At 34.9% G+C, this 25131-nt stretch carries 16 protein-coding genes and 1 tRNA gene; 13 read left to right on the top strand and 4 right to left on the bottom strand.

Translation table 11 applies throughout. The annotated features are described in order from the left end of the window. A complete protein-coding gene (locus MY04_RS20205; protein WP_066212830.1) occupies positions 1-696 on the bottom strand; it encodes an ABC transporter ATP-binding protein in 696 nt (231 codons plus the stop codon). Between the two features lie 247 nt (positions 697-943). Between MY04_RS20205 and MY04_RS20200 the strand changes: the two genes are divergently transcribed. Further along, the gene (locus MY04_RS20200; RefSeq protein ID WP_066212826.1) at positions 944-1180 is read left to right on the top strand and encodes a hypothetical protein; all 237 of its coding nucleotides are present in this window, start codon (positions 944-946) and stop codon (positions 1178-1180) included. 36 nt (positions 1181-1216) lie between these two features. Here the strand turns inward: MY04_RS20200 and MY04_RS20195 are convergent, their stop codons facing one another. Next, positions 1217-2026 (bottom strand): hypothetical protein, encoded by an 810-nt coding sequence (locus MY04_RS20195; RefSeq protein WP_066212823.1) that lies wholly within the window; start codon positions 2024-2026, stop codon positions 1217-1219. 353 nt (positions 2027-2379) lie between these two features. Between MY04_RS20195 and MY04_RS20190 the strand changes: the two genes are divergently transcribed. From MY04_RS20190 to MY04_RS20170, 5 genes are all read left to right on the top strand, one after another. Then, positions 2380-4764 carry a type IA DNA topoisomerase gene (locus MY04_RS20190; protein ID WP_066212820.1) on the top strand — a complete coding sequence of 795 codons (2385 nt, stop codon included), beginning with the start codon at positions 2380-2382 and terminating at the stop codon, positions 4762-4764. A gap of 332 nt (positions 4765-5096) precedes the next feature. Continuing rightward, positions 5097-6395, top strand: a complete 1299-nt coding sequence (locus MY04_RS20185; protein ID WP_066212818.1) for an ammonium transporter — start codon at positions 5097-5099, stop codon at positions 6393-6395. A 193-nt stretch (positions 6396-6588) separates the two neighbouring features. Continuing rightward, positions 6589-7707 carry an outer membrane beta-barrel protein gene (locus MY04_RS20180; protein WP_084005992.1) on the top strand — a complete coding sequence of 373 codons (1119 nt, stop codon included), beginning with the start codon at positions 6589-6591 and terminating at the stop codon, positions 7705-7707. 541 nt (positions 7708-8248) lie between these two features. Further along, the gene (locus tag MY04_RS20175) at positions 8249-10399 is read left to right on the top strand and encodes a glutamine synthetase III family protein (protein WP_066212815.1); all 2151 of its coding nucleotides are present in this window, start codon (positions 8249-8251) and stop codon (positions 10397-10399) included. 168 nt (positions 10400-10567) lie between these two features. Next, positions 10568-10641 (top strand) — tRNA-His (locus tag MY04_RS20170). Positions 10642-10694: 53 nt separating this feature from the next. On the opposite strand, the gene MY04_RS20165 is transcribed toward MY04_RS20170, so the two are convergent. Further along, positions 10695-11621, bottom strand: a complete 927-nt coding sequence (locus MY04_RS20165; protein ID WP_066212812.1) for an alpha/beta fold hydrolase — start codon at positions 11619-11621, stop codon at positions 10695-10697. A 166-nt stretch (positions 11622-11787) separates the two neighbouring features. Here MY04_RS20165 and MY04_RS20160 point away from each other — a divergent pair, with 166 nt between their 5' ends. From MY04_RS20160 to MY04_RS20140, 5 genes are all read left to right on the top strand, one after another. Further along, positions 11788-12012 (top strand): FeoA family protein, encoded by a 225-nt coding sequence (locus MY04_RS20160; RefSeq protein WP_066212806.1) that lies wholly within the window; start codon positions 11788-11790, stop codon positions 12010-12012. A 5-nt stretch (positions 12013-12017) separates the two neighbouring features. Continuing rightward, the gene (gene feoB, locus MY04_RS20155) at positions 12018-14141 is read left to right on the top strand and encodes a ferrous iron transport protein B (protein ID WP_066212803.1); all 2124 of its coding nucleotides are present in this window, start codon (positions 12018-12020) and stop codon (positions 14139-14141) included. Between the two features lie 375 nt (positions 14142-14516). After that, positions 14517-17561: a SusC/RagA family TonB-linked outer membrane protein gene (locus tag MY04_RS20150; RefSeq protein ID WP_066212799.1), complete on the top strand. Its 3045-nt coding sequence runs from the start codon at positions 14517-14519 to the stop codon at positions 17559-17561. A gap of 27 nt (positions 17562-17588) precedes the next feature. Continuing rightward, positions 17589-19208, top strand: a complete 1620-nt coding sequence (locus tag MY04_RS20145) for a RagB/SusD family nutrient uptake outer membrane protein (RefSeq protein WP_158297798.1) — start codon at positions 17589-17591, stop codon at positions 19206-19208. Between the two features lie 220 nt (positions 19209-19428). Continuing rightward, entirely contained in the window at positions 19429-22176 is a 2748-nt protein-coding gene (locus tag MY04_RS20140) for a two-component regulator propeller domain-containing protein (RefSeq protein ID WP_066212792.1), read from the top strand. A gap of 54 nt (positions 22177-22230) precedes the next feature. On the opposite strand, the gene MY04_RS20135 is transcribed toward MY04_RS20140, so the two are convergent. Beyond that, positions 22231-22689, bottom strand: coding sequence for a DM13 domain-containing protein (locus MY04_RS20135; RefSeq protein ID WP_084005991.1), 459 nt, complete (start codon positions 22687-22689; stop codon positions 22231-22233). 124 nt (positions 22690-22813) lie between these two features. Here MY04_RS20135 and MY04_RS20130 point away from each other — a divergent pair, with 124 nt between their 5' ends. Further along, positions 22814-23605, top strand: a complete 792-nt coding sequence (locus MY04_RS20130) for a PhzF family phenazine biosynthesis protein (protein WP_066212789.1) — start codon at positions 22814-22816, stop codon at positions 23603-23605. A gap of 77 nt (positions 23606-23682) precedes the next feature. Next, positions 23683-25047: an oxygen-independent coproporphyrinogen III oxidase gene (gene hemN, locus MY04_RS20125; protein ID WP_066212787.1), complete on the top strand. Its 1365-nt coding sequence runs from the start codon at positions 23683-23685 to the stop codon at positions 25045-25047. Positions 25048-25131: the final 84 nt, after the last annotated feature.

Here is a 25131-nt window from a genome sequence, read left to right as displayed (position 1 = left end):
TTAACGTCCTTTGTGTAAATTCTCGGTTACAATTTGCCCATCAAATAGATGTATTACTCTACTTGCATAATCTGAGGCTGCTGTGGAATGAGTTACCATTAAAATAGTAGTACCCATTTCGTTTAATGTCTGAAGTAATTCCATTACCTCTCTACCTCTTTCTGAATCTAAATTACCTGTTGGTTCATCAGCTAAAATTAATTGAGGATTGGAAACCAATGCTCTTGCCACCGCAACTCTTTGCTGTAAACCTCCTGATATTTGATTTGGGAATACTCTTTTTTTATGAGAAATCTGTAATTGATCCATCATTTTTTCCACCCTCAATTTACGTTCATTGGGCGGTACTTGCTGATAGATAAGAGGTAATTCAATATTTTCGAACACAGTTAGATCATCAATAAGGTTAAAGCTTTGAAAAACAAAACCTATATATTCTCGTCTTAATTGTGCCCTCTTTTTAGATGAAAGGTGAACTACATTTTGACCTTTAAAAATCATTTCACCTTCTGTAGGCAAATCCAATAGTCCTGCAATGTTGAGTAATGTTGATTTTCCACATCCTGAAGGCCCCATAATACACACGAACTCTCCTTCTTGAATATTAAGAGTAACATGATGAAGAGCCAATGTATCATTGTCCTCATTTTTATAGGCCTTATTGATGTTATTTATTTGAATTAACGGTGTATTCATAAAAAAAATTTATTCCTACTGTTACTAACAACAATCATTCAAATTATTAACACTTCAACAAACACAGTGAGTTACAGGTTTTTATAACATTCATTTAATGTTCAGAATTGAACTATGCGATCAATAGTTTACTGTACAATACGATTAAGTTATTTTACTCTTCTTAGATGAATGAACACATTTTGGAAAAACTTTATTATTCTTACAGAACGATCTTATTTATCAACCCATTACTACCCGTACTTTTATGTTAACTTTTAAGCTACTTATAGAAAATAAAAAACAAGTGTATCATATTATTGAGAAGTATAACTTTAGAGTAATTGATTACAGACCACACTATGAAATAGAATTCTTTGCAAAAAGCTACCAAGATTTTAATAAAACCTATTTTGATATAACCAATCAATTACAAAGACTAGAGATTAATTATATATTATCAGATCATTTATTTGTTCCTAATCCAAACAAAAAAGGAGCATAGTCAAACTATACTCCTTTTCTACCTCCTCCGGGAGGTTTATTTATTTAATTTTAATTCTGTACATTCATTTTGATAAACAAAGCCTAAGATCAGCATCACAGCATCATCATCATTTTTTGCTTTTCCAAGCATGTCGACTCTATTCATAGAGGCATCCAAAGTCCAAATTTTTTCCATATCAGCCCATTCAAATACAATACCTTGAACCATAAAGTAGGTAATTCCACCTTTCTTACGCTTATAAATATTGTTTAAATCATTTTCGAAACGGTCACCTTTTGGAGCCGATACTTTTGCGATAACTTGTCCTGTGTTGGGATTTTTATAAAGCTCGCAAGAACATTTCCCTTGATATTTTTCAGATTCAATATCAGAGATATTCAATTCCATGACCATCCAACCTTCTTTTTGTTTCACAAAAGTTGCGACCATTGATTCGTAACCTTTTGAAACTATTTTGTCATTGGCTTTTGACTTCAATTCATAACTTAAAGAAAAAGAAGCAACACCAATGTTTCCTTGTACTCTAATTTCATGGATTTTCAATTCAGAATTACGTTCCAAACTGTGTTGGTACTGAGAAACATATATACCTTTATATTCTGATTTTCTTAAAACACGGTGTTTTCTACTACCATCCACATTCATTTGTGTAACATTAATGATGGCATCAGGTCTAAATGTATCAAAAATAGTATTTATTTTATCTAAATTATCATTGTTAAAAGTTGTTCTTTCAACAACATTTCTAATGACTTCTTCTATTTCTTTCTCTCCATTTTGAGCAAAAAGCATTGAAGAAATAAAAATAAATAAGCCGCTAAATAGTAATCTTAAATTTTTCATAGTGATAGATTGATATTGTTTAATAGTAGAATGTATTTTCCAATTTTTGTTTAAATGTTTCCATTTTCAATACAACTCTTGGGCATTTTCAACATGAAATTAAGTGATAAGAATTTTAAAGCAAACAAAATTGTCGTACTTTTTTCTGTCTCTGTTTTTTTCAGTTTCAAACACAATTAGATGAACGGAGAGTACAATAAAAAGTTTAATCAAACGATCGATTTAATACAAACAATTGTTAATACCAATATTGACTATCAAATAGATATTTATAACTCCTACTTAATAAAATTGTCTAAGGTTTATGATTCAAACTTTTTTTTTAGAAATTTATCATTCCTAAAAGATTATTTATGAAAGTTTGTATAGCAGAGAAACCAAGTGTAGCCAGAGATTTAGCCAAAGTATTAGGTGCTAAAAATAAAAAGAATGGTTACTTCGAAGGAAATGGATATCAGATCACCTGGACTTTTGGTCATTTATGCACCTTAAAAGAGCCACATGATTATGATCCTACATTAAAACGTTGGGATTTAATTACCCTTCCTATCGTACCTCAAAAATTTGCTATTAAACTTATTGAAAACGATGGATCAAAACAGCAGTTTAAGGTAATAGAATCTTTAGTACAAAACGCTACTGAAGTCATTAACTGTGGTGATGCAGGCCAAGAAGGAGAATTAATACAACGATGGGTTTTGCATCATGCCAAATGCAAAGCACCTGTAAAACGTCTTTGGATCTCTTCATTAACTGAAGAAGCCATCAAGAAAGGGTTTGACAAACTTCAAGAAGAAAAAGATTTTGACTTATTATATAAGGCAGGTAGTGCACGAGCGATTGGCGATTGGCTTTTAGGAATTAATGCTACACGACTCTATACCATCAAATTTGGTGGATACAAGCAATTACTATCAATAGGTAGAGTACAAACTCCTACACTAGCCTTAATAACCGATCGATTTTTAGAAATTCAGAATTTTAAGAAAGAGAAGTATTGGGAATTAAAAACAAAGTATAGAAATGTTCTTTTCTCTTATGCAAAAGGTAGATTTACAGAGAAAGAACGAGTAGACAAAGCCATTGAATATGTAACAGGTAAACCTTTTGAAATAACATCAACACAAAGAAAAGAAGGAACAGAAGCCCCACAGTATTTATTTGACTTAACATCCTTGCAGGTAGAGTGTAACAAAAAATTTAGTTTCTCTGCGGAGCAAACACTTAAAATTGCACAAAGCTTGTATGAGAAGAAGCTTCTTACTTACCCACGTGTAGATACTACTTATCTGCCTAATAATATGTATGGAGAAATTGGACCGACCATGCGAGCACTTCATAAGTTTTCAAAAGAAACTGCTCCATTGTTTGGCAAACCTTTCCGAAAAACCAAGAAAGTCTTTAACGATCAAAAGGTAACGGATCACCACGCAATCATACCAACTAAAATAAAAGCAGGAAATATGAATCAGAACGAAGCTGCTGTATATGATTTAGTAGCACTTCGTTTTATTGCGGCCTTCTACCCTGATTGTAAGGTAGCCAAAACAGAAGTAAGAGGTAAAGTAGATAAAGCAGAGTTTAGAGCAAGTGGTAAAGAAATTCTTGATCTTGGTTGGAGAGTTCTCTTTAAAAAAGAGGATGAGGAAGAAAAAAAGCGTAAAAAGAAAAAAGGAGAAGATGAAGAGCAAAGCTTACCAAACTTTGCAGAAGGTGAGACTGGTGAACACAAGCCAGAAGTTCAAATGAAAGAAACCAAACCTCCTAAATTATATACGGAAGCCACTCTTCTTAGAGCAATGGAAACTGCTGGTAAGAGTGTGGATGATGATGAGCTAAGAAAAGCTATGAAAGAGAATGGTATCGGTAGACCTTCAACACGTGCCAATATCATTGAGACTTTATTTAGACGAAAGTATATAGAAAGACAACGTAAAAACATTATACCTACTCAAGCAGGCTTAGACTTAATAAATACTATTCAAAATGATTTACTCAAATCTGCAGAACTAACAGGTATTTGGGAAAAGAAACTAAGACAAATTGAAGATGGAAGTTATCAGGTAGAAAATTTCATGAACGAAATTAAAAACATGGTAGGTGAAGTTGTTTTTAATGTGAAACAAATTCAAACCAATTTCAAAATACAAACTCCTACTAAAAGCCTTAATGTAAAAAAACAAACCTCGAAACCTGCAGCAAAAGGTAAAATGAGCCTTACTTGCCCAAAATGTAAAAAGAAAGAGGTGATAAAAGGTAAAACAGCATATGGCTGCCTCGGTTATAAGGACAAATCATGTGATTTTGTAGTAAAATTTGAATTTGGGGGTAAAAAATTAACCGACAAGCAAATTGAATCACTCATTATTAAAGGGAGAACTCCCGAAATAAAAGGCTTTAAGATCAACAATACCTCTAAAAATGGAGTGATTACATTAGATCAGCAGTATCAAATGCTATTTAATGAGATAGAAGAAGCTCCATTGATGTGTCCAAAATGTGGTAAAGGACAAATAATTGAAGGAAAAACGGCTTATGGATGTGAAAATTGGAAGAATGGGTGCGATTTTAAGGTACCTTTCATCAATTTTGATAAAAAAATCACCAAAAGCCAGTTAAAATCACTCCTAAATAAGAAAATCACACCCAAAATGAAGGGATTTACCTTCGAAAACGAAAAAAATAGAGAAGGCAGGTTAAAATTAAACCCTGACTTCTCAATTTCTTTAGATATTTAAAAGTATTAGGTACATTTTTAAACTTAATAAATTTAAAAGAACAACAATTTCGTTGATATATCTTTAAAATAAACCCTGTTTTTTGAAAATATTTAAAAAATTCAAACAAACAGGGTCTTTTTTTACCCTCCTATTTGCAATTCTTAAGCGATACTTCTACAATTGTATATGAAATCAGAGGAAAAGAGTACAAGATTTTCTTGTATATGTCCTTTTTCTCTAAATAGATGTGAGTGATCCGTTTAATGGGATTCATTCGAATCTCACTAAACGGAGTATCACATCAATTCGGTTATGACACTATCTAATAATTTTTAAAATTTTCGACTGCAATGTTCTCATCTATTCACCTAATTGCCGACGCAACGTTGGCAACAGAATCGGTAGCTCAGGCTGTAACAGCAGAGCAATTACAAAATGTAGGCTTAACAGCAAGCAACATTTGGATGCTAGTTTCAACAATGCTAGTATTTATAATGGCACTAGGTTTTGCATGTGTTGAAGCGGGTTTTACTCAAGCTAAAAACACTGTAAACATTCTTTTCAAAAACACTGTTGATTTAAGTGTTGGTATCATTTCTTACGCTTGGTTCGGTTTCAACTTAATGTACCCAGGAGAATTCAACGGAATCTTTGGTTTCGCAGGATGGGGTCTTAGCTTACCAGAAGGATACACTTCTTTAGGTTACGCAGGTGGAGCTTATACTTATTGGACTGACTTCTTATTCCAAGCAATGTTCGCAGCAACTTGTGCAACTATTGTATCAGGTGCTGTTGCAGAACGTATCAAAATCTCAGCTTACTTTATTTTCACTTTCTTCCTTGTAGGTTTCATCTACCCTGTACTAGGTTCATGGCACTGGGGTGGCGGATGGTTGTCTGAAATGGGCTTCTATGACTTCGCTGGTTCTACAGTAGTACACTCAGTTGGTGGATGGGCTGCTCTAGCAGGTATCATTGCAATTGGTGCTCGTAAAGGTAAGTATGTTAACGGTAAAGTAATCGACAAGCCAGGTTCTTCAGTTCCTTTAGCTGTAATTGGTGTATTCTTATTATGGTTCGGATGGTTCGGATTTAACGGTGGATCAGTTCTTTCTGCAGATCCTGAGTCAATCTCATTAGTATTAGTAACTACTACTTTAGCTGCAGCTGCAGGTGCTATCGGTGGATGGTTAGGTGGTTATATCGCCTTCAAACGTTTCGACTTAGGTATGGTATTGAACGGTATTCTTGCTGGTTTAGTAGGTATTACTGCTGGTGCTGACCAAATGTCACCAAACGAAGCAATCCTTATTGGTATCGTATGTGGTGTAGTTGTAGTATTCTCTGCAATTGGCATGGATAAGTTGAAATTGGATGATTGTGTTGGTGCAGTATCTGTTCACTTAACTTGTGGTATCATCGGTACTTTAGCACTTGGTGTTTTAGGCCAAAAAGCTGGTATGTCTCAATTCATTACTCAATTGACAGGTGTAGCAGCTTACGGTGCAGTAGCATTCTTCTCATCACTTGCAATCTTCTATGCATTGAAATTCACTATCGGTGTAAGAGTTTCTGAAGAGCACGAAAACGAAGGTCTTGATAGCCATGAGCACGGTATCCGTGGTTATACTATCACTTTCGATAACTAAGATATTATATAGAAGGAGAGGCAATCCTCTCCTTCGTTTATATAATCGTTATACAAAAATTATAAACATCTCATTGTAAGTTCTAACGTTCTCAACTAATCGAACTTATGATTATATAGTTACTTCATTGTGTGCGAAGTAAGTATATCCAACAAATATTATTATTCACCTCTATTTAAATTTACTATTTAAGATGAAAACTAAGGTATTCTCTTTAATCGCATCCCTATTGTTTACGGGTTCAATTGTTATGGCACAAGATTCAGCTGAGACTGAAGTTATCGCTGAAGAATCTGTAGAAGCAACAGAAGAAACAGAAGCAAATAAACTTTCAATTTCAGGTTCAGTAGATTTATTCTACAACTATGATTTTGCTGGTACAGATGCTATGAATATTGGAACAAGTTTCCAAGGAGATCAAAACTCGATCAATTTAGGTATGGCTAACGTGATCTTATCACAAACTTTAGGTAAAGCTTCATTTGTTGCAGATTTATCTTTTGGTCCAAGATCTAACGGTTCTATCGGTGACGGTAACTTCCATATCCAAAACTTATATGCTTCATACCAACTAACTGAGAAATTATCAGCAACTGCTGGTTTCATGGGTACATTTGTTGGTTACGAAATTATCTCTCCAACAGGTAACTTCAACTACTCTACTTCTTACTTATTCTCAAACGGTCCTTTCCAAAATGCTGGTTTGAAGTTTGATTACGCATTCTCTGATAGAGTTGCTTTAATGGTTGGTGTTTTCACTAACGAGTGGGATTCATACAGTGCTGCTCCTAACTTAGGTATGAGTGGTTTAGGTGCTCAATTATATGTTGCTCCTGCTGAAGGTTTCGATGTTTACTTGAACGGTTTCACATCTTCAACAAGAACTGTTGTTGATATCACTGCAGGTTACCAAGTTACTGACGCTTTCTACTTAGGTTTAAACGCTGCTTGGGCTGATAAAAAAGACCAATACACAGTCGATTTAGCTACTGCTGATCAAGTTTACACTGGTGTAGCTCTTTATGGACAATATGCATTATCTGAGTCATTTGCTTTAGGTTTACGTTACGAAAACTTTGCAGATACTTACAAGCCATCGGGTGACAACACTCTAGAGGAGTCAACTGTTAATATCAACGCATTCACTTTATCAGGTAACATTGCTTTAGGACCTCTAATGGTAATTCCTGAATTAAGATATGACGCTGCTGACACTGAAATCTTCTTCGGTTCTAAAGAAAAAGAAGCTGCATCTGATTTTGATTCAAAATCAGCTACTCAAGCTACTTTAGCAGTTGTATATGCTTTCTAAGAAAGACTAACAATACTATAATATATATGAAGCCAACCTTATTAATAAGGTTGGCTTTTTTATTGATCAATAAATTTCTGAACTATCACTATAAATTATGAGTGATAAAAGAACGAAACCAAAAGCTTGAAACTTTATTGAATATAACTATACATTCACACCAATCCTCCTCTACCTTCTCTATATATTAAGGAAGAAACTTCAGGAACATTACTAAAGACAAATAATTTTTCAACTACCTCCCTTAATCACAAAGAAAACCCTCAAAAAACAGCTCTAAATGTGTTATTTACACACTTAAAGAGACTAAAAAATCGAATAGAGTATAAAAAAATACCCTTGATTATGAAATTTTCATCATTTTAAGTCTATTAAGACAAAATTACACCCATAAGTACCAAATTTTCTTGATTTTTTTAAAAATCTGAGTCATATTTGAAACGTAAACAAAATTTCAACTTCGCCTAAGTACTAACAAACAGAAATGTGTTTATCGTTTTGAATGTGTGCTAGGCTATAGTTTTTTTAATCTCACATTACAATGACAAATCTTCGTTTTAACGCCCTTGAGACAGCTTCAGCTAGAACAGCAAAAGAAGTTGAAGCTCCGTCTAACAAAATCTCAGATTATTTTGGCGAGGACTGTTTCGGTCTTACTCAAATGAAAGCTGCACTTGCTCCAGCTATCTACAAAAAAGTAGAATCTGCAGTGAAGTACGGTACTAAAATCGACGAGGCTACTGCTGACGCTGTTGCATCTGCAGTAATGACTTGGGCCGTTTCTAAAGGTGTTACTCACCACACTCACTGGTTCCAACCACTAACTGGATCTTCTGCAGAGAAGCACGATTCTTTCTTTGATTACACAAAAGGTATTGAAACTTTCAAAGGTTCAACACTTACTCAACAAGAGCCAGATGCTTCTTCATTCCCTAACGGTGGTATTCGTGCAACAAACCAAGCACGTGGTTATACTGGTTGGGATCCATCATCACCTATCTTCATTACAAACAAAACGCTTTGTATCCCTACGATCTTCGTTTCTTACACTGGAGATACATTGGATTACAAAACTCCTTTGTTAAAAGCACAAGAAGCTATTAACAAAGCGACTATCGATGTTTGTAACTATTTCGAAGAAGGTGTTACTAGTATTTCTGCTTCATTAGGTTGTGAGCAAGAGTACTTCCTAGTAGATAAAGCTTTCTACGCTGCACGTCCTGACTTATACATCGCAGGTCGTACTTTATTTGGTGCTAAGCCTCCACATGGTCAGCAATTAGACGATCACTATTTCGGTTCTATCGCTCCACGTGTTGCTGCATTCATGAAAGATTTCGAATTACAATGCCACAAATTAGGTATTCCTGTAACTACTCGTCACAATGAGGTAGCTCCAGGTCAATTCGAAGCAGCTCCATTATATGAAGAAATCAACACAGCTGTAGATCACAACTTGTTGATGATGGACGTTATGGAAAAAGTTGCTAGTGAGCATAACTTAGCTGTTTTACTTCACGAGAAGCCATTCGCTAACTTGAACGGTTCTGGTAAGCACAACAACTGGTCATTAATCACTAACAAAGGCCGTAACTTATTCCAACCTGAAGGTTCTTTATACTTCCTTACTTTTCTAGTGAACACTATCAAAGCAGTTCACGTGTATGGTGACTTGATGAGAGCTTCAATCGCTTCTGCAGGTAACGATCACCGTTTAGGTGCTAACGAAGCACCTCCTGCAATCATGTCAGTATTCTTAGGTTCAACACTTACTAACTTCTTAAATGAAGTTTCTGAATCAGGTAAATTAGTTTACGCTGAAGGTGGTGACGAGTATATTGAATTAGGTGTTGAAAAGATCCCTGGTCTTAAATTAGACAACACTGACCGTAACCGTACTTCTCCATTTGCATTTACTGGTAACAAATTTGAATTCCGTGCAGTAGGTTCAACGCAAAACACTGCAACTCCAATGACAGTGTTGAACTTGATCGTTGCTGAGCAATTGACTCAATTCAAAGCTTCAGTTGACGCTGCTATCGCTGCAGGTAAAGACAAAGAAGCTGCTATCAGAGAAATCTTAGTACAATACATCAAAGAGTCTGAGGCTATCCGTTTCGAAGGTGATGGTTACTCTCAAGAGTGGGTTGATGAGGCTGAATCAAGAGGTTTATCTAACGTAAAAGATACTCCACGTGCTTTAGACTTCTTCATCTCAGCTGAAGCTAAAGAGATCTTCGCTAAGCACAACGTGTTTACTGAAAGAGAAATCGAAGCTCGTCACGATGTATGGTCAGAGATCTACTCTACTAAGATCGATATCGAATCGAAAGCAATGGAAGAGATCGTATTGAACAAAGTAATTCCTGCTTCTGCTAGCTATGTATCTAAATTAGCTGATTCAGCTACTAAACTTTCTGCTCTTGGTCTTGATGCTTCTGCTATCACTACTACGCTTAAGGAAGTAACTGGATTTATGGCACAAGCTAAAGAAGGTGTTGCTGCAATGGTAACTGAGCGTGATAGAGTTCTTGAAATCGAGGACACAAATGCTCAAGCTGTTGAGTTCTGTGACAGCATCAAGCACAAATACTTCGACACTATCCGTGAAGCAGTAGATCGTCTTGAGTTGTTCGTAGATGACGCTGAATGGCCTCTACCTAAATACTCAGAAATGTTATTCCTTAAGTAATTAAGGCTATAATATAATGTGGGATGTTTATACACCTCATGGTTCTTTGGAATCATGAGGGCATTTTTCCCGCTGACTTCAAGTCATTTATAAAAAAATGCAACTTTTATCTCAGATAACTGTTGCATTTTTTATTTTTATACTGTTATATTTGCATCGCTAAACACGGCGGTTGTAGCTCAGTTGGTTAGAGCACCGGTTTGTGGTTCCGGGGGCCGTGGGTTCGAATCCCATCATCCGCCCTACTAAAAAGCACAAAGGCTTATCAGTAATGATAAGCCTTTTTTTATTAATTTTATTTTACCCAAGGAGCTATATCCTCAGATTTTAACCAAGCCTCTATTAAAGGAAAATGATCATCACCTCCACTTTTTGAAGTACAGATATTGATATGATCATAATCGTGAGCAAATCCAGTTTCTTTTGATAATAATATGAATTGATCATGATCTCCATTCACTTCTTTCATCAAACGTTTTACATCAGTTTGATGCCCCAAATAAAATTCCCTTAACCCAGTAATGTATAAAGTTGGTGGAATGTTCTTCCTATGGTCAAATTCATTGATGTAATCAAACCCGTCTTCAGTATCTACCCATTTGTCTTTGGCATATACCCATCGCTTACAATCCTCATACACTCCTCTTGATTCATTCTCCTGTCCTATCTTCATTTCTACAGCAGGAAAATAACCAAATAGATTAGTCATCAGCTTTCCTACATGCTTCCATACGATATCCACTTCAAACCATTTTTTAAAAGAACTGACACTAATACTTCTTTTTACAGCAATATTGATGATCCTGTTTACTTTTAACTCAGGGTGCCTTGCGATATGTGCCATCAACCATACTCCACCCCAAGAATGTGTTACAAAGTTTAATTCTGCATCTTCTACATTAGTATGTATATAATTGATTAACGCTGGTATTTCTTCTTCAATAGCATCATATTGGTTGTTCTTACTATTTGATGATACTTTCGGCATACTTCTCCCTCTTCCTCTAAAATCCGGAATAAATACCTGATACCCTTTAGAAGCTAACCAAGGACCTAATCCTTTATCTTTTAAAGAGTAGAATATTCTTCCACTTTCAATACTACCATGTATCATTAAGATGGCTTTTGAAGTGTTTACAGCAGAAGGAGCATAATGTTTTACAAATAATTGATCGGTCCCTACTTTTACAAAAGTTTCAGAGGTGTTGATGTCGTTAGTCATGTGTTGTTTATTTTCTTAATCTATTATCAGATAATAGATTGGATAATCTCTTAAATTATTCAATTTTAAATCAAATGATCCCTTTAAATTATAAAAAATTCGTCGATAATTGTACATTTGCTAATTATAATCAGTCTAAATTAAATTTGTGAATAATACTTCAAATATGATTAGCTTAGATACCTTGCCTATTGGTGTAGTAGGAATCATATCAGAATATTCTGATAAAGTAGTGGGAAGTAGATTAATTGAGCTGGGTTTATATCCGGGCAAGAGAATCAAAGTAATACGCAAAGCTCCATTTAATGGCGGACTCTATGTAAAATCGGATAAAAATGCTTTTGCTATTGGTCTTACCGAAGCAAAGAGTGTATTCACAACAACAGACTAAGCACTATGACTTCCAAACGAATAAAAATAGCCTTACTTGGTAACCCTAACGTAGGTAAATCATCTATATTCAATCAATTAACCGGATTAAGACAAAAAGTAGGTAACTTTCCTGGCGTAACTGTCGATAAGAAAATTGGTTCATGTCATATTACAAAAGATATTGAAGCACAAATTATTGACTTTCCTGGTACTTATAGCTTATATCCAACTTCTTCAGATGAAAGAGTTGTTCTGAACAGTTTCTCTAATCCATCATCAGAAGATTATCCTGATTATGTGGTATATGTTGCAGATGCTACAAACTTAGAAAGACACCTATTATTATTATCTCAAGTTAAAGATTTGCATATTCCTGTGGTTTTGGCCATTAATATGGCAGACTTAGCCATAAAACAGGGTATTTCAATAGATATTGATCGTCTATCTGAGAAGTTAAAAATAAAGGCTATAGAAGTTAATGGTAGATCAGGTGATGGCATTTCCGATTTAAACAAAAGTATTATTGATCTTATCGACGGTAAGGGTGATAATACTTCACATATTTATACGGCCACTTCAGAAGAGAAAAAAACAATTGATAAAATCAAAGAATTTGCTCCTCAGAAGTTATCTAATTATCAAGCGCTACTTTGGGCACATCATTACAATGAATTGCCATTCTTAGATGATAGCCAGAAAACTTTCATAGAAAAAACCACTATCGAAGATGACTTTAAGTACATGAAGTATCAGATTGATGAAACGTTATCTAGATACAATACCTTAAGTCCAATAGTAAACAATTCTATTACGATTCAATCTTTAGAAGGAGATTCACTTTCTGATAAAATTGATAAAATCGTCACCAACAAAATATGGGGACCTATCATTTTCATTTCTCTATTAATGTTGGTTTTCCAATCCATTTTCTCGTGGGCTTCCGTTCCCATGGATTTAATTGATGAAGGCATGGCAACGCTTAACGAAGCAGTAAAAAATGTTATGCCCGAAGCATGGTACACCGACCTTATCACAGATGGTATTCTTTCTGGCCTTGGTGGTGTTATTATATTCGTCCCTCAGATTGCCATTTTATTCTTCCTAATTTCTTTAATGGAAGAATCTGGGTACATGGCTAGAGCAGTGTATATGTTCGATAGAATTATGGCTAAATTTGGTATGAGCGGTCGTAGTATCGTATCCCTTATTTCTGGTGGTGCTTGTGCGATTCCTGCTGTTATGGCGGCTAGAACAATAGGCAATTGGAAAGAGCGTATGATTACTATTATGGTTACTCCACTCATCTCTTGTTCTGCCAGGATTCCTGTTTATGCAATTTTAGTTGCTTTTGCAGTACCAAATACTCCTATTTTGGGTGGTTTACTAAATCTACAAGGAGTAGCCTTTATGGGACTCTACTTACTTGGTATTGTCGCAACACTTCTAGCAGGTATTGTTTTTAAATTGATTTTAAAAGCTGATGCTCCTACTTTCCTTGCGATGGAATTGCCATCTTATAAAATGCCGCATTGGAAAAACGTGGGTCTTACCGTAACCGAAAAAGTGAAGACATTCATCATTGAAGCTGGTAAAGTGATTATGATGGTTTCTATTGTACTTTGGGCTTTGGCATCTTATGGACCAGGTGATAGCATTGAAAATGCAGAAACTATTGCAAAACAAGAATCAGTAGAAAAAGGGTTAACTGATGCACAAACGGAGGATTATATTGCAGCAAAACAACTCGAAGCTTCTTATGTAGGTATTATGGGTAAAGCTATTGAACCTGTTTTTGCTCCTTTAGGATACGATTGGAAAATCTCTATTGCTTTGGTGACTTCATTTGCCGCAAGAGAGGTGTTTGTTGGTACAATGGCTACCATATATAGCATCGGTTCTGCAGGAGAAGATATTGCTCCTTTAAAAGAAAAACTTACTGGAGCAGTAGATCCAAGTACTGGAAAACATGAATTTACAGTTGCAACAGCATTCTCATTAATGGTATTTTATGTATTTGCCATGCAATGTATGTCGACATTAGCAGTAGTAAAAAGAGAAACCAAAAGCTGGAAGTGGCCATTAATACAGTTTACATATATGAGTTTACTCGCTTATTTTGGAGCATTATTTACTTACCATATTTTCTAAGGATCATCGATTCTAAGAATGAAAGAGCATAGAGAACAACAACTCTATGCTTTTTTTATTGATCATTTTTTTGATGAACTCTATTGTAAAATGAACTTCTAAAAATCCATATCAAATAGATATTTTGATAAAGAAGTATAGAATTCCCCTTCTGATTTAAAGTAGATTATTTAGGTGTATTTTTTGTCACATCACTAAATATCAACAGATTAAACCCACTAATTATTTCAATTTCTCGATTCATAAATAAATCACACATGAACTAAACTACCTCTTTATTGAACTAAAAATCACACATCAACTTTATGTGTCTAATCTACATTTGCACAAAGCATTTTGAACAAACATTTCAAGAATTATTAAAAATGTGCAAGTATGAAAAGAACTAAATTACTCACTCTTATTCTACTTTTGCTGTACGGCATTCAAGTGGCAGCACAAGAAAGAATCATCACTGGAAATGTTGTTGACAAGAACAACAACGACGCTATACCAGGTGTAAATATTTCTATTCAAGGAACAAGCTTAGGTACTATCACTGACTTTGAGGGAAACTTTAAATTATCGGTTCCAGAAAACGCTGAGACATTAGTCATCTCATTTATCGGTTACAATACCAAAGAAATTGCAATTGGTACACAAATAAACTTCAATATCCTTCTTGAAGAAGATGTAGAACAGTTAGAAGAAGTGGTAGTTGTCGGCTATGGTGTTGCCAAGAAAAGTGACATAACAGGCGCAGTAGCTTCTGTGGATGCAGAAGAATTAACTGTAGTAGCTACAGAAAATGTAGAAAAAGCATTACAAGGTAGAGTTGCAGGTGTACAAGTTACTTCAGCTGCAGATCCAGGAGGAACTGCCAAAGTTAGAGTCAGAGGTATCGGTACAATTAATAACTCAGATCCTTTATATGTAGTCGATGGATTTCCAATGAACGACATTACCCACATTGCTCCTGCTGATATTGAATCTATGGAAGTATTAAAAGATGCTTCAGCTACTGCAATTTATGGTTCAAGAGGTGCAAACGGTGTAATTTTAATCTCTACAAAAAAAGGATCGGCACAACAAAAGCCTGTATTTACATTTAATGCTCAAGCAGGTGTTTCTAGTCCTACCAATACTATTGAGATGGCCAATGCTGCTCAATATGCTCAACTAAGATCAGAAGGTGGTGGTTTCTTAGAAGGATCTGACGAATATAAATTCTTACAAGAAACGTATGAAAATGGTGTTGTAGGCACAGATTGGCAAGAAGAAATTCTTAAAAATGGATCGTTCCAAAATTACAATTTTGGTATAACTGGAGGATCAGATAAAAATCAATACAACTTCTCTACTTCTTATGTAAAAAATGAGGGTATCATCGATTATAATGATTTAGAAAGGTTCTTTGTGAAATTTAATCATAATAGTAAGATTACAGATTGGTTGACTTTTGGGCAAAACATTGCCTACACAAGAACAGACCGTTCCCTACTTAATAAAACTTTTGATAACGGATCTCCATTTATTGTTGCTTTGTGGGCGGATCCTATTTCTCCTGTTTACGATGAAGAAGGAAATTACGCTAGAACAGAATGGTCAAATAAAAACAACCCACGAAGAATCGTTGATGAAGAGCAATACAAAAGATCACTTATTAACCGTTTTGTAGCATCTTTAAAAATGGATGCCAATGTGGCAAAGGACTTAGTTTTCACTTCTAATTTCGGAGTGGATTATCAGATTAACTCCCAAAAGAAATATGCTCCAGCATTTTTTATCGACCCAGATGAAAACCGACCGATTTCAGAATTAGAAGAGGTAAGAAACCAAAGAACCAACTGGGTATGGTCAAACTATTTCAACTATAGCAAACAGATCAACAAGCATAATTTTGGTGCCATGGTTGGTGGTGAGATGCAATATTGGGAATACAATAATCTAGATGCCATGGGATTTGATATCCCACACAGTGAAAGCTTAAGATACCTTTCAGCTGCACAAGGTTCTTATTATAATGCTGGTTCTAGTCAAAACATTAGTACAATCGCTTCAGCATTTGCTAGAGTAAACTACAACTTCGATTCAAAATACCTACTTACTGCAACATTAAGAGCCGATGGTTCTTCGAGATTTGCCGAAGGTAATCGTTGGGGTGTTTTCCCTTCTTTCTCTGCAGGATGGAACATGAAAGAAGAAGCACTTTTACAATCTGTTGATAAAATTTCTGAACTAAAACTTAGAGCAGGTTGGGGACAAGTAGGTAACCAATCGTCTGCTGGCGAAAATGATTACTTGGCAGCAATGACCAATAATCAAAGATATGTGATCGCCGGTGAGATTGTAGAAGGAAGAATTCCAACAAGCATGAGTAACAGAAACCTAAAATGGGAAACGTCTGAAATGACGAACATTGGTTTAGATGTTGGTTTATTTGATGATGCAGTTACTCTTTCTGCTGAATATTTTGTGAAGAACACCATCGATATGATCGTCCCAATGCCTGTTCCAGTTTATGTAGGTGCTAATCCTCCTGCTGCCAATGTTGGATCGATGAGAAATAGAGGTTTCGAATTCACTGCCAATTATAGAAATATTGATCACGACTTTAAATGGAATGTAGGAATGAACCTTACGACCATCAAAAACTCAGTGGTTGAACTTGGTGGAATTGGATTTATCGATGCAGGAGCACTAGGTGGTCTAGGTACATTAACCAGAACAGAAGTTGGACATGAAATGGCTTATTACTATGGCTATAGAACAGATGGAATCTTTAGAAGTCAATCAGAAATTGATAATCATGTTGGACCTAATGGAGACTTACTACAACCTGATGCTAAAATTGGCGATATCAAATTCTTAGACTTGAATAATGATGGCGAATTAAACGACGATGATAGAACAAACCTTGGAAGCTTTATTCCAACGTTTACAGGATCATTAAATATCGGAGCAGAATACAAAGGTTTTGATTTGAATATCTTCTTCACAGGAACTTATGGTGCAAGCATTGTTAACGCACAAATGTTCTACATAGAAACATCAAAAGTAGCTTTAAATCAAACGAAACATTATTACGATAACCGTTTCCATCCTGAAAATAATCCGAATGGAACAATGCACCGTTCTTCTCCTGATGATCCGAATAATAATATGCGATTCTCCGATCAATATGTTGAGGATGGTAGCTACTTAAGATTACAAAACATTCAATTAGGCTATACATTTTCTAACAATGTCAACCAAAAATTAGGGATCAAGAAATTTAGACTTTTTGTATCTGTTGATAATGCATTTACAATTACAGGATACAGAGGTTATGACCCTGCCAATATTGGCGATTTAAAAGGAGATCCACTAGGACAAGGTGTTGATATGGGTACCTACCCTACTTCGAGAATATTCTCTACAGGTCTAAATATGAAATTCTAATTCCATCCCCCTTTAAATTTGATGAATATGAAATCAATAAGATATATATCATACTTCTTACTATTTTCTCTAGTACTATCAGCGTGTAGTTTCTTAGATAGAGAACCTTTAGGTAAAGCCGTTGATTCCGTATCGTATTATAACGAATATGAGAATGCCCGTATGGCGATGAACGCTTGTTACAATGCCTTGGTTGCTGAAAAGCCTGGTAAATCCGGAGTTTATCAAGAATGGAACTACGGAGAAGTAATGAGCGATAATGCATGGAAGGGAGATAAGTTCTTCTCCGACGGACTAGACCTTCAGGATCTTAAAGAATGGAACGGTATCAACACAAGTCAAATCTCATTTAATCCTTACGATGGATTATTCCAAACAATTCACCGTACGAATACAGCATTAAATGGAATTGAACAATCTAGTGCTTACGATGGAGAGCAAAAAGATAGACTCTTAGGAGAGGGATATTTTATTAGAGGATATGCTTACTTCTACCTATTGAGATTATTCGGTGGAGTACCATTATTTACAAAACCTGTAAGTGTAGATCAGATTGGAGTTACTCCTAGAGCTACATTAGAAGAAATGACTGCCCAGATAAAAAGTGATTTCGAGCTTGCTGCAAATCTTCTAGGAACAAAGAAGGAAATGGAAATGGGACTAGCAACTTCTGGAGCAGCCAACGCTTACCTTGCTCGTTTGATTATGTACGATATTGGAATTTATAAAACAGGTATCGGTCAATGGAACGATGTAATGACTTACACAAACAAAGTAATCAACTCCGGTGAATATTGGTTGGCTGATAACTTAGCAACTATTTGGGAAGCTGAAGGCGAAAATGGTCCAGGTTCTATTTTTGAATTGCAACATGAAACATCGAATACCGGTGCAACAAGAGCCAATACAGGTACTAATAGTCCAAGAGCAGTAAACCCAAGAGGTAACAGTGTAAACAAAGGTTGGGGTTGGGGTCAACTATGCCCTTCTCAAGATTTAGTAGATGAGTTTGAAGCGGGTGATCCTCGTCTAGAATGGACAGTTGGTAAAGAAAACGATCTTGCTTATGGTATTCCTCAAGGGCTTCCAGAATTTGAGGCACAATCCGGTTATTTCATGAGAAAGGTAATTATGGACCCTGCCTTAAGAGGTAACAATAATACCGACCATCCTCAAAATCAGAGAAAAATGCGTTATGCTGATGTACTTTTGATGCATGCAGAAGCCGCATATCATACTGGCAATGTTGGTATGGCTCAAAGTAAACTTAATGAAGTGAGAGCGAGAGCAAGAAAAATGACTTACCCTATGGGTTGGACTGCCGATGAACCAAATGGATATGCACCAAGAGATAATTCGGGAGTATTGCCAGACGTTAATGCTACAGGCGATGAATTACTTCAAGCTATTCTTCACGAAAGAAGAGTAGAATTAGCCGCAGAATGTACAAGAACATGGGATTTGATTAGAACAAATAACTATGCTGCTGCATTAAGCAAACCAAATATTGGATATCGCCCTAATACAGATCCTCAAACAGTATCTACAAGAATGCAATCGCATAGCATTAATGGTAGCATTCCAGTATTACCTATACCAGCAGGTGAAGTCATTTCATACAACCTAAAACAAAACCCAGGTTACTAAATTAATCATCCGTAGAAAATGATAATTCAGCACCGATCATGTAAAAGTGATTGGTGCTTTTTGTATCTGATAATACATATTATTACTGCCTCAGTTCATTTCTAGCAGCATTAGTTGTCCTAATTTTTGAAATCATCCGACCGATCAATTTCTTTGATATACATATAAGATATTGTATCAAAAAAGTTTGATGATTACATTATATAAATGCTAGAAATGAATGAATACAATTAACATTAACTATCCAACTCAGTCGCTAAAAACGTTACTATTTTTCAACATACTTCTATTCCTATCCAATAATGTTTTTGGTATTAAATACCCTGTAAATAAACTCAATTTCAACAATGGTTTATCGCATGGCGAGGTCTATTCATTCTTAGAAGATGATTTTGGAAATCTATGGATTGGTACTATCGATGGGCTTAATAAGTATGATGGTGATCAAATAACGGTTTATAATACTGAAGATGGATTACCAAACAACACCATCCGCTCTATGGTGGAAGATCGTTATCATAGAATTTGGTTAGGAACTGATAAAGGCATCCATATTTATCATCCATTAGAAAAAAAATTCACTTCTCTCCAATTCGAACTATTTGATATTCACGAGAGAATCAACTCCTTAATTATTATTGATGATTATCTATGGGTAGGCTCAATTAAAGGTGTATATGCCATAAATATTTCAAAAAACTTGGCTTCAATTTCAAATATTAAGAACACCTATTTCTTTCCAATCAATAATGTTCATGAACTAATTAATCACCCTGACCATCAATCTGTATGGGTGGCTTCTAATGATGGATTAATTTCTCTCTCAATAAAAGAAACCGGAATAAAAACATATCAAAGAGTTATTCCTTCTTTTCTTGCCGATAGTAAAATTCAATCCATTTCTTCCGATGCTGAAGGCTTATTTTGCAGTGTTTATGGGGAAAAATATGGTGTTTATTATTTTAAATATGGATCCGATAATATCAACAAATTAGGTGCTTACCAAGGTGTACAAAGTATCTGTAGTTATAACAAAGGAAAAGTTTACTTAGGGTCAAGCATCAATGGAGTAATAGAAATTACAAATCCCTTATCTGACCAATCTTGTTCTAAAGTAGAGAATCTGTCTTCCAATATCATTCAAAAAATATATAAAGATAAAAACAATGGATTATGGTTGGCTACTTCTGGTGCTGGTGTCAATTATATTGATCAATTCCATCAAAATTTCATTCATTATGCATTTCAAGAAATCACAGATAATCATGATATCAAACAGAATTTTATTCGTGCATTATCTATCGATGAAAAGTCCAATAAGATGTTTATTGGCATCCATAATGGAGGTTTATGGTCGTATGATTTGAAGAATAAGAACATTCAAAATTATGGACTAGGACATCAATTAGTATATGATATCAAATTAGATAAAGATGAAATGTATGTATGTGGTTCTGATACACTGAGTATTTTTAAACGTAGTCAGTCTTCTTGGAAAAAATCAAATAGCATACACCTGAATTCGTATCTTACCTCATTGGCAAAAAGTAGTCAAAACGTTTTTTGGATTACTTCTAGAAAAGGATTGGTGCGACTAGAAAGAAAGGAAAATCAATGGTTACAATCCGTTTATAATCAAAATACATCTCCAAGCATTAACCATAACAATTGTAGAGTAGTGGTTTTCGATTCGGTCTATCGAGAATTATGGTTAGGCATGCAAGGAGGAGGAGTAAATGTACTAAAACTAGATGCAGAAGATAAAATTACGAATGTGACATCGTTTACATCAAAAGATACTATTGCACTTTCTAATGACTTTGTTCGATCTATTTACAAACAAAACGACAGTACTTATTTTATAGGAACATATAATGGATTGCATCTCATTCACAGAAAAAATGAGGGGTTAACTATCTCAGAAAAAGATAAACGCTTATCGAAACATGTTATTCAGAGTATCACAGAAGATGATGATAAGAACTTATGGATTGGCATCAATAAAGGTTTAATAAAATATTCCTCTGTAGATTTAAAACAGTTAGTAAGGTATAATAACAAAAGGGGATTAGCATCAAACGAATTTTCTGAACATACCGTCCATAAAACCTCTGATAATAAACTATTTTTTGGTACTGTAAATGGAGTGATAAGTTTTTCTCCATCCACTATCCAATCAGACTCTTCCTTGCAAGAAGCTGTACTATGTTTACTTCAAGATGATAAAAGTGAAGAGATCGTTGGGGATAAAGTTACCATATCCAAAAATGAACTTCATCTTAAACTAAGAGCTAAATCAGTTACTGCTACAAAAAAATGTAATTTCCAATATCAATTAGTTGATATAGATAGTTGTATTAAGTTTGCCAACTCTACCCAAAAAAGTATTCAATATCAATCTTTAAATGATGGCACATACACTTTTAAATATAGAATTTCCAACCTAGACGGTATTTTTGACGATAGTCAGTGGCAAGAAGTAAAAGTGAATATTAAAACATCAAGCACATATAGTGCTATGAACATCTTGATCAGCTTTATATCTATGTTATTGATAGGTTTTGTGATAATAAAAAATAGAAATTCAGCTTTAGCAATAAAAAGTAAATCCAACAAGGACATAACTATTAAAAAAGAAGTTTCTCTGACGGATGAAGATGAGGTCTTTCTTGAAAAACTCTATTTGTTAATTACAGAAGGTTTAAGCGACCCCGATTTTTCTGTGGAACTTCTAGAGAAAAAAATGGGAATGAGTCATGCTAACTTTTACAGAAAGCTTAAACTATTAACTGGGAAAACCGCAAAAAATGTGATTCAAGATTTTAGGATGGATGAGGCTTGTAAACTTCTAAAAAGTAAGAATTATAGAGTCTCTGAAGTAGCCTATCTCGTTGGATTTAATGATCCAAAGTATTTTACAAAATGCTTTAAAAAACAATTTGGAAAAATACCTAGTCAGTATACATAAAAAAATGGTCATTTGATATCCTCAAATGACCATTTTTGTTACCTATAAGAGTATCTATTGCAATTCTGCACTACCAAATAGTACCGCAAACTGCTGACACCAAACAAGCACATATTTATTTTTTGTAAAATCTATATCTTCTGGTACCTCATAGGTTTGTACACCTCTTGTACTTTTTAATGTACCTAGGTTGACAAATCCATTTCCTTCTAAATCTTGTGCTAAGTAAATAAATAAATCTGGACCTGAATCTGAATAAAATTCATCATTAAAACTTAACTGTCTACCATCTAATGTTACCATACCTGTAGTACTTGGATGAGCACTTGACCCTTCAAAAGTTCCAGAAAGGAAACCATCCATATTTTCATCGGCCACTACTGCTGTTGAATCACTTTCTTCTTGTGAAGCTAAAACATCATCTTCAGAAAGAGCATCAGGTTTCTCGTTATCATTACAAGAAATCATGGTAAGTGTAAAAGCTAGAAAGATAAAATAAAGTAATTTTTTCATAGTAAAATGTAGATAAATTGTAAGTTTGATATAATTATTAGATTGAAAAATTTCATAGAATATTTATCCAATAAGTAATAAACTATTCTAATCATATTTTGTTAGTCGCTAAAAAGAATAAAACATGACACTTCCAATTTATCAAATTGATGCTTTTTGTGAAAATATTTTTGAAGGGAATCCTGCAGCAGTTGTTCCTCTTACAGAATGGATTCCTGAAAACAGCATGCAAAACATTGCAATGGAGAATAATTTAGCGGAAACTGTCTTTTTTGTTCCTGCTGAAAATGAATATCAAATACGATGGTTTACGCCAGAAACTGAGATCAGATTATGTGGTCATGCGACATTGGCCGCAGCTCATTATTTGTTTCATCATCAAAATATACAAAGTGATAAAATACAGTTTGTTTCCCATTTAAGTGGAAAACTATCTGTGACTAAAGATCAAAACGGATTGACACTTAATTTTCCAAGTCAAAAACCAAGTAAAGTAAATACTCCTAGTTTTTTAGAGAAAGCATTAGGTTGTAAAGTCGATGAATGTTTCGAATCTGGAATGTTCTTGGTAGCACATGTGGAAAATGAGAAAACAGTAAAAGAACTCACTCCCAATTTTAATATGATCAACGATCAAAGTCCTGATTTAGGAATAATCGTTACGGCAAAAGGAACAAATGAAGCAGATTTCGTTTCACGATTTTTTCACCCTGGCATTGGTATCAACGAAGATCCTGTGACTGGTTCTGCACATACCGTATTGATACCACATTGGTCGGAAATATTGGGTAAAAACTCACTTGTTGCTCATCAGTTATCAAAAAGAGGGGGCATATTACTATGTGAAGACCAAGGAGAAAGGGTGTTGATTTCTGGAAAAGCACAAACATATTTAAAGGGAGAAATCTTCATTTAGTTAAGGTAAGTTTTAACAAAACTCAATAAGGATAACTTTCTCCTTAATATCATGATCGATATGATTATATTTGCGGCATGGAAAACAAGACACTCATAAGAAAATATAATGTTCCGGGTCCTAGATACACAAGTTATCCTACGGTACCTTTTTGGGACAATGATCCTACTTTACAACAATGGGCTGACCATGTTGCTGATGCTTTCCAAGCAAGTAACGACAAAGATGGTATTAGTGTATATATACACCTTCCTTATTGCGAGAAGTTGTGTACTTTCTGTGGGTGTAATAAACGTATTACTGTTAACCATGGTGTAGAAGAATCGTACATCGATACACTTTTAAAAGAGTGGAAAATGTATGTTCAGATTTTTGGTGAAGAAAAAGCTAAAATTAAAGAAATACACTTGGGTGGTGGTACGCCTACTTTCTTCTCTCCAGAAAATCTTCAGAAACTAATTAATGGTATTTTCGAAGATGCTGTTGCTCATGAGGAAATGGAATTGGGTTTTGAAGCCAACCCTGTAAATACAACTGTAGAACACCTAGAAGCACTTTACGCTGTAGGCTTTAGAAGATTGAGTTTAGGTATTCAGGATTTTGATCCTGTTGTACAAAAGGCAATCAATAGAGTACAGTCTTATGAGCAAGTCGAATTCGTTACCAATAAAGCAAGAGAGATTGGTTACACCTCTGTCAATTTTGATTTAGTATTCGGTTTACCATTCCAAAAGTTAGAATGTGTGAAGGACACGATTGCAAAATCAAATGCACTTAGACCAGATCGTATTGCTTACTATTCTTATGCACACGTGCCTTGGACTGCTCCAGGTCAACGTGGATTCTCTGATGAAGACCTTCCATCTAACGAAGAAAAAAGAGCTTTGTATGAGGTAGGTAAAGAAATGTTCGAAGAAGCAGGTTATGTAGAAATTGGCATGGACCACTTTGCACTTCCAACAGATGCTTTAGCTATTGCGGCAGATAATAAGTCATTACATAGAAACTTTATGGGTTATGCTCCAACTTACACTCAATTGATGGTAGGTTTAGGTTGCTCATCAATTTCTGATTCTTGGACATCATTTGCTCAAAACTTAAAGAAAGTAGAGGATTACAAAGCAGCAGTTGCCGAAGGTAAACTTCCTGTTTTCAGAGGTCATGTCCTATCAGAAGAAGATTTATTGGTGCGTAAGCATATCTTAAATGTGATGTGTCATTTCGAAACAGAATGGGACGATGAGACGGCGCAACTACCTCTATTTGCTAATCTAGACGAAAAGCTAGAAGAAATGCAAAAAGACGGCTTAGTGATCGTGAACGATAGATCATTAGAAGTAACAGAAAAAGGTAGACCTTTCGTTAGAAATATTTGTATGACATTGGATGCTAGAATGTTGGTCGCTAAGCCGCAAGCTAGAATTTTCTCGTCGACGATATAATAGAAATAAAAAAAGACGTTTAATTAAACGCCTTTTCAGAAAATAAAAAAGGAGTTAGGAGCATCTAAAGCTGCATCTAACTCC

The sequence above is a fragment of the Flammeovirga sp. MY04 genome, assembly GCF_001682195.2.
In the GTDB taxonomy this organism is placed as follows: domain Bacteria; phylum Bacteroidota; class Bacteroidia; order Cytophagales; family Flammeovirgaceae; genus Flammeovirga; species Flammeovirga yaeyamensis.
This window is presented reverse-complemented; position numbering and strand designations above follow the sequence as displayed.

What these genes read in the sequence shown, in the direction of transcription:
- MY04_RS20145 (WP_158297798.1), top strand. Translation starts at nt 17,589, where the DNA reads ATGAAATCAATAAGATATATATCATACTTCTTACTATTTTCTCTAGTA.
- feoB (WP_066212803.1), top strand. Translation starts at nt 12,018, where the DNA reads ATGACTTCCAAACGAATAAAAATAGCCTTACTTGGTAACCCTAACGTA.
- MY04_RS20165 (WP_066212812.1), bottom strand. Translation starts at nt 11,621, where the DNA reads ATGACTAACGACATCAACACCTCTGAAACTTTTGTAAAAGTAGGGACC.
- MY04_RS20190 (WP_066212820.1), top strand. Translation starts at nt 2,380, where the DNA reads ATGAAAGTTTGTATAGCAGAGAAACCAAGTGTAGCCAGAGATTTAGCC.
- MY04_RS20205 (WP_066212830.1), bottom strand. Translation starts at nt 696, where the DNA reads ATGAATACACCGTTAATTCAAATAAATAACATCAATAAGGCCTATAAA.
- MY04_RS20160 (WP_066212806.1), top strand. Translation starts at nt 11,788, where the DNA reads ATGATTAGCTTAGATACCTTGCCTATTGGTGTAGTAGGAATCATATCA.
- MY04_RS20200 (WP_066212826.1), top strand. Translation starts at nt 944, where the DNA reads ATGTTAACTTTTAAGCTACTTATAGAAAATAAAAAACAAGTGTATCAT.
- MY04_RS20135 (WP_084005991.1), bottom strand. Translation starts at nt 22,689, where the DNA reads ATGAAAAAATTACTTTATTTTATCTTTCTAGCTTTTACACTTACCATG.
- MY04_RS20130 (WP_066212789.1), top strand. Translation starts at nt 22,814, where the DNA reads ATGACACTTCCAATTTATCAAATTGATGCTTTTTGTGAAAATATTTTT.
- MY04_RS20195 (WP_066212823.1), bottom strand. Translation starts at nt 2,026, where the DNA reads ATGAAAAATTTAAGATTACTATTTAGCGGCTTATTTATTTTTATTTCT.
- MY04_RS20150 (WP_066212799.1), top strand. Translation starts at nt 14,517, where the DNA reads ATGAAAAGAACTAAATTACTCACTCTTATTCTACTTTTGCTGTACGGC.
- MY04_RS20140 (WP_066212792.1), top strand. Translation starts at nt 19,429, where the DNA reads ATGAATACAATTAACATTAACTATCCAACTCAGTCGCTAAAAACGTTA.
- MY04_RS20175 (WP_066212815.1), top strand. Translation starts at nt 8,249, where the DNA reads ATGACAAATCTTCGTTTTAACGCCCTTGAGACAGCTTCAGCTAGAACA.
- MY04_RS20180 (WP_084005992.1), top strand. Translation starts at nt 6,589, where the DNA reads ATGAAAACTAAGGTATTCTCTTTAATCGCATCCCTATTGTTTACGGGT.
- MY04_RS20185 (WP_066212818.1), top strand. Translation starts at nt 5,097, where the DNA reads ATGTTCTCATCTATTCACCTAATTGCCGACGCAACGTTGGCAACAGAA.
- hemN (WP_066212787.1), top strand. Translation starts at nt 23,683, where the DNA reads ATGGAAAACAAGACACTCATAAGAAAATATAATGTTCCGGGTCCTAGA.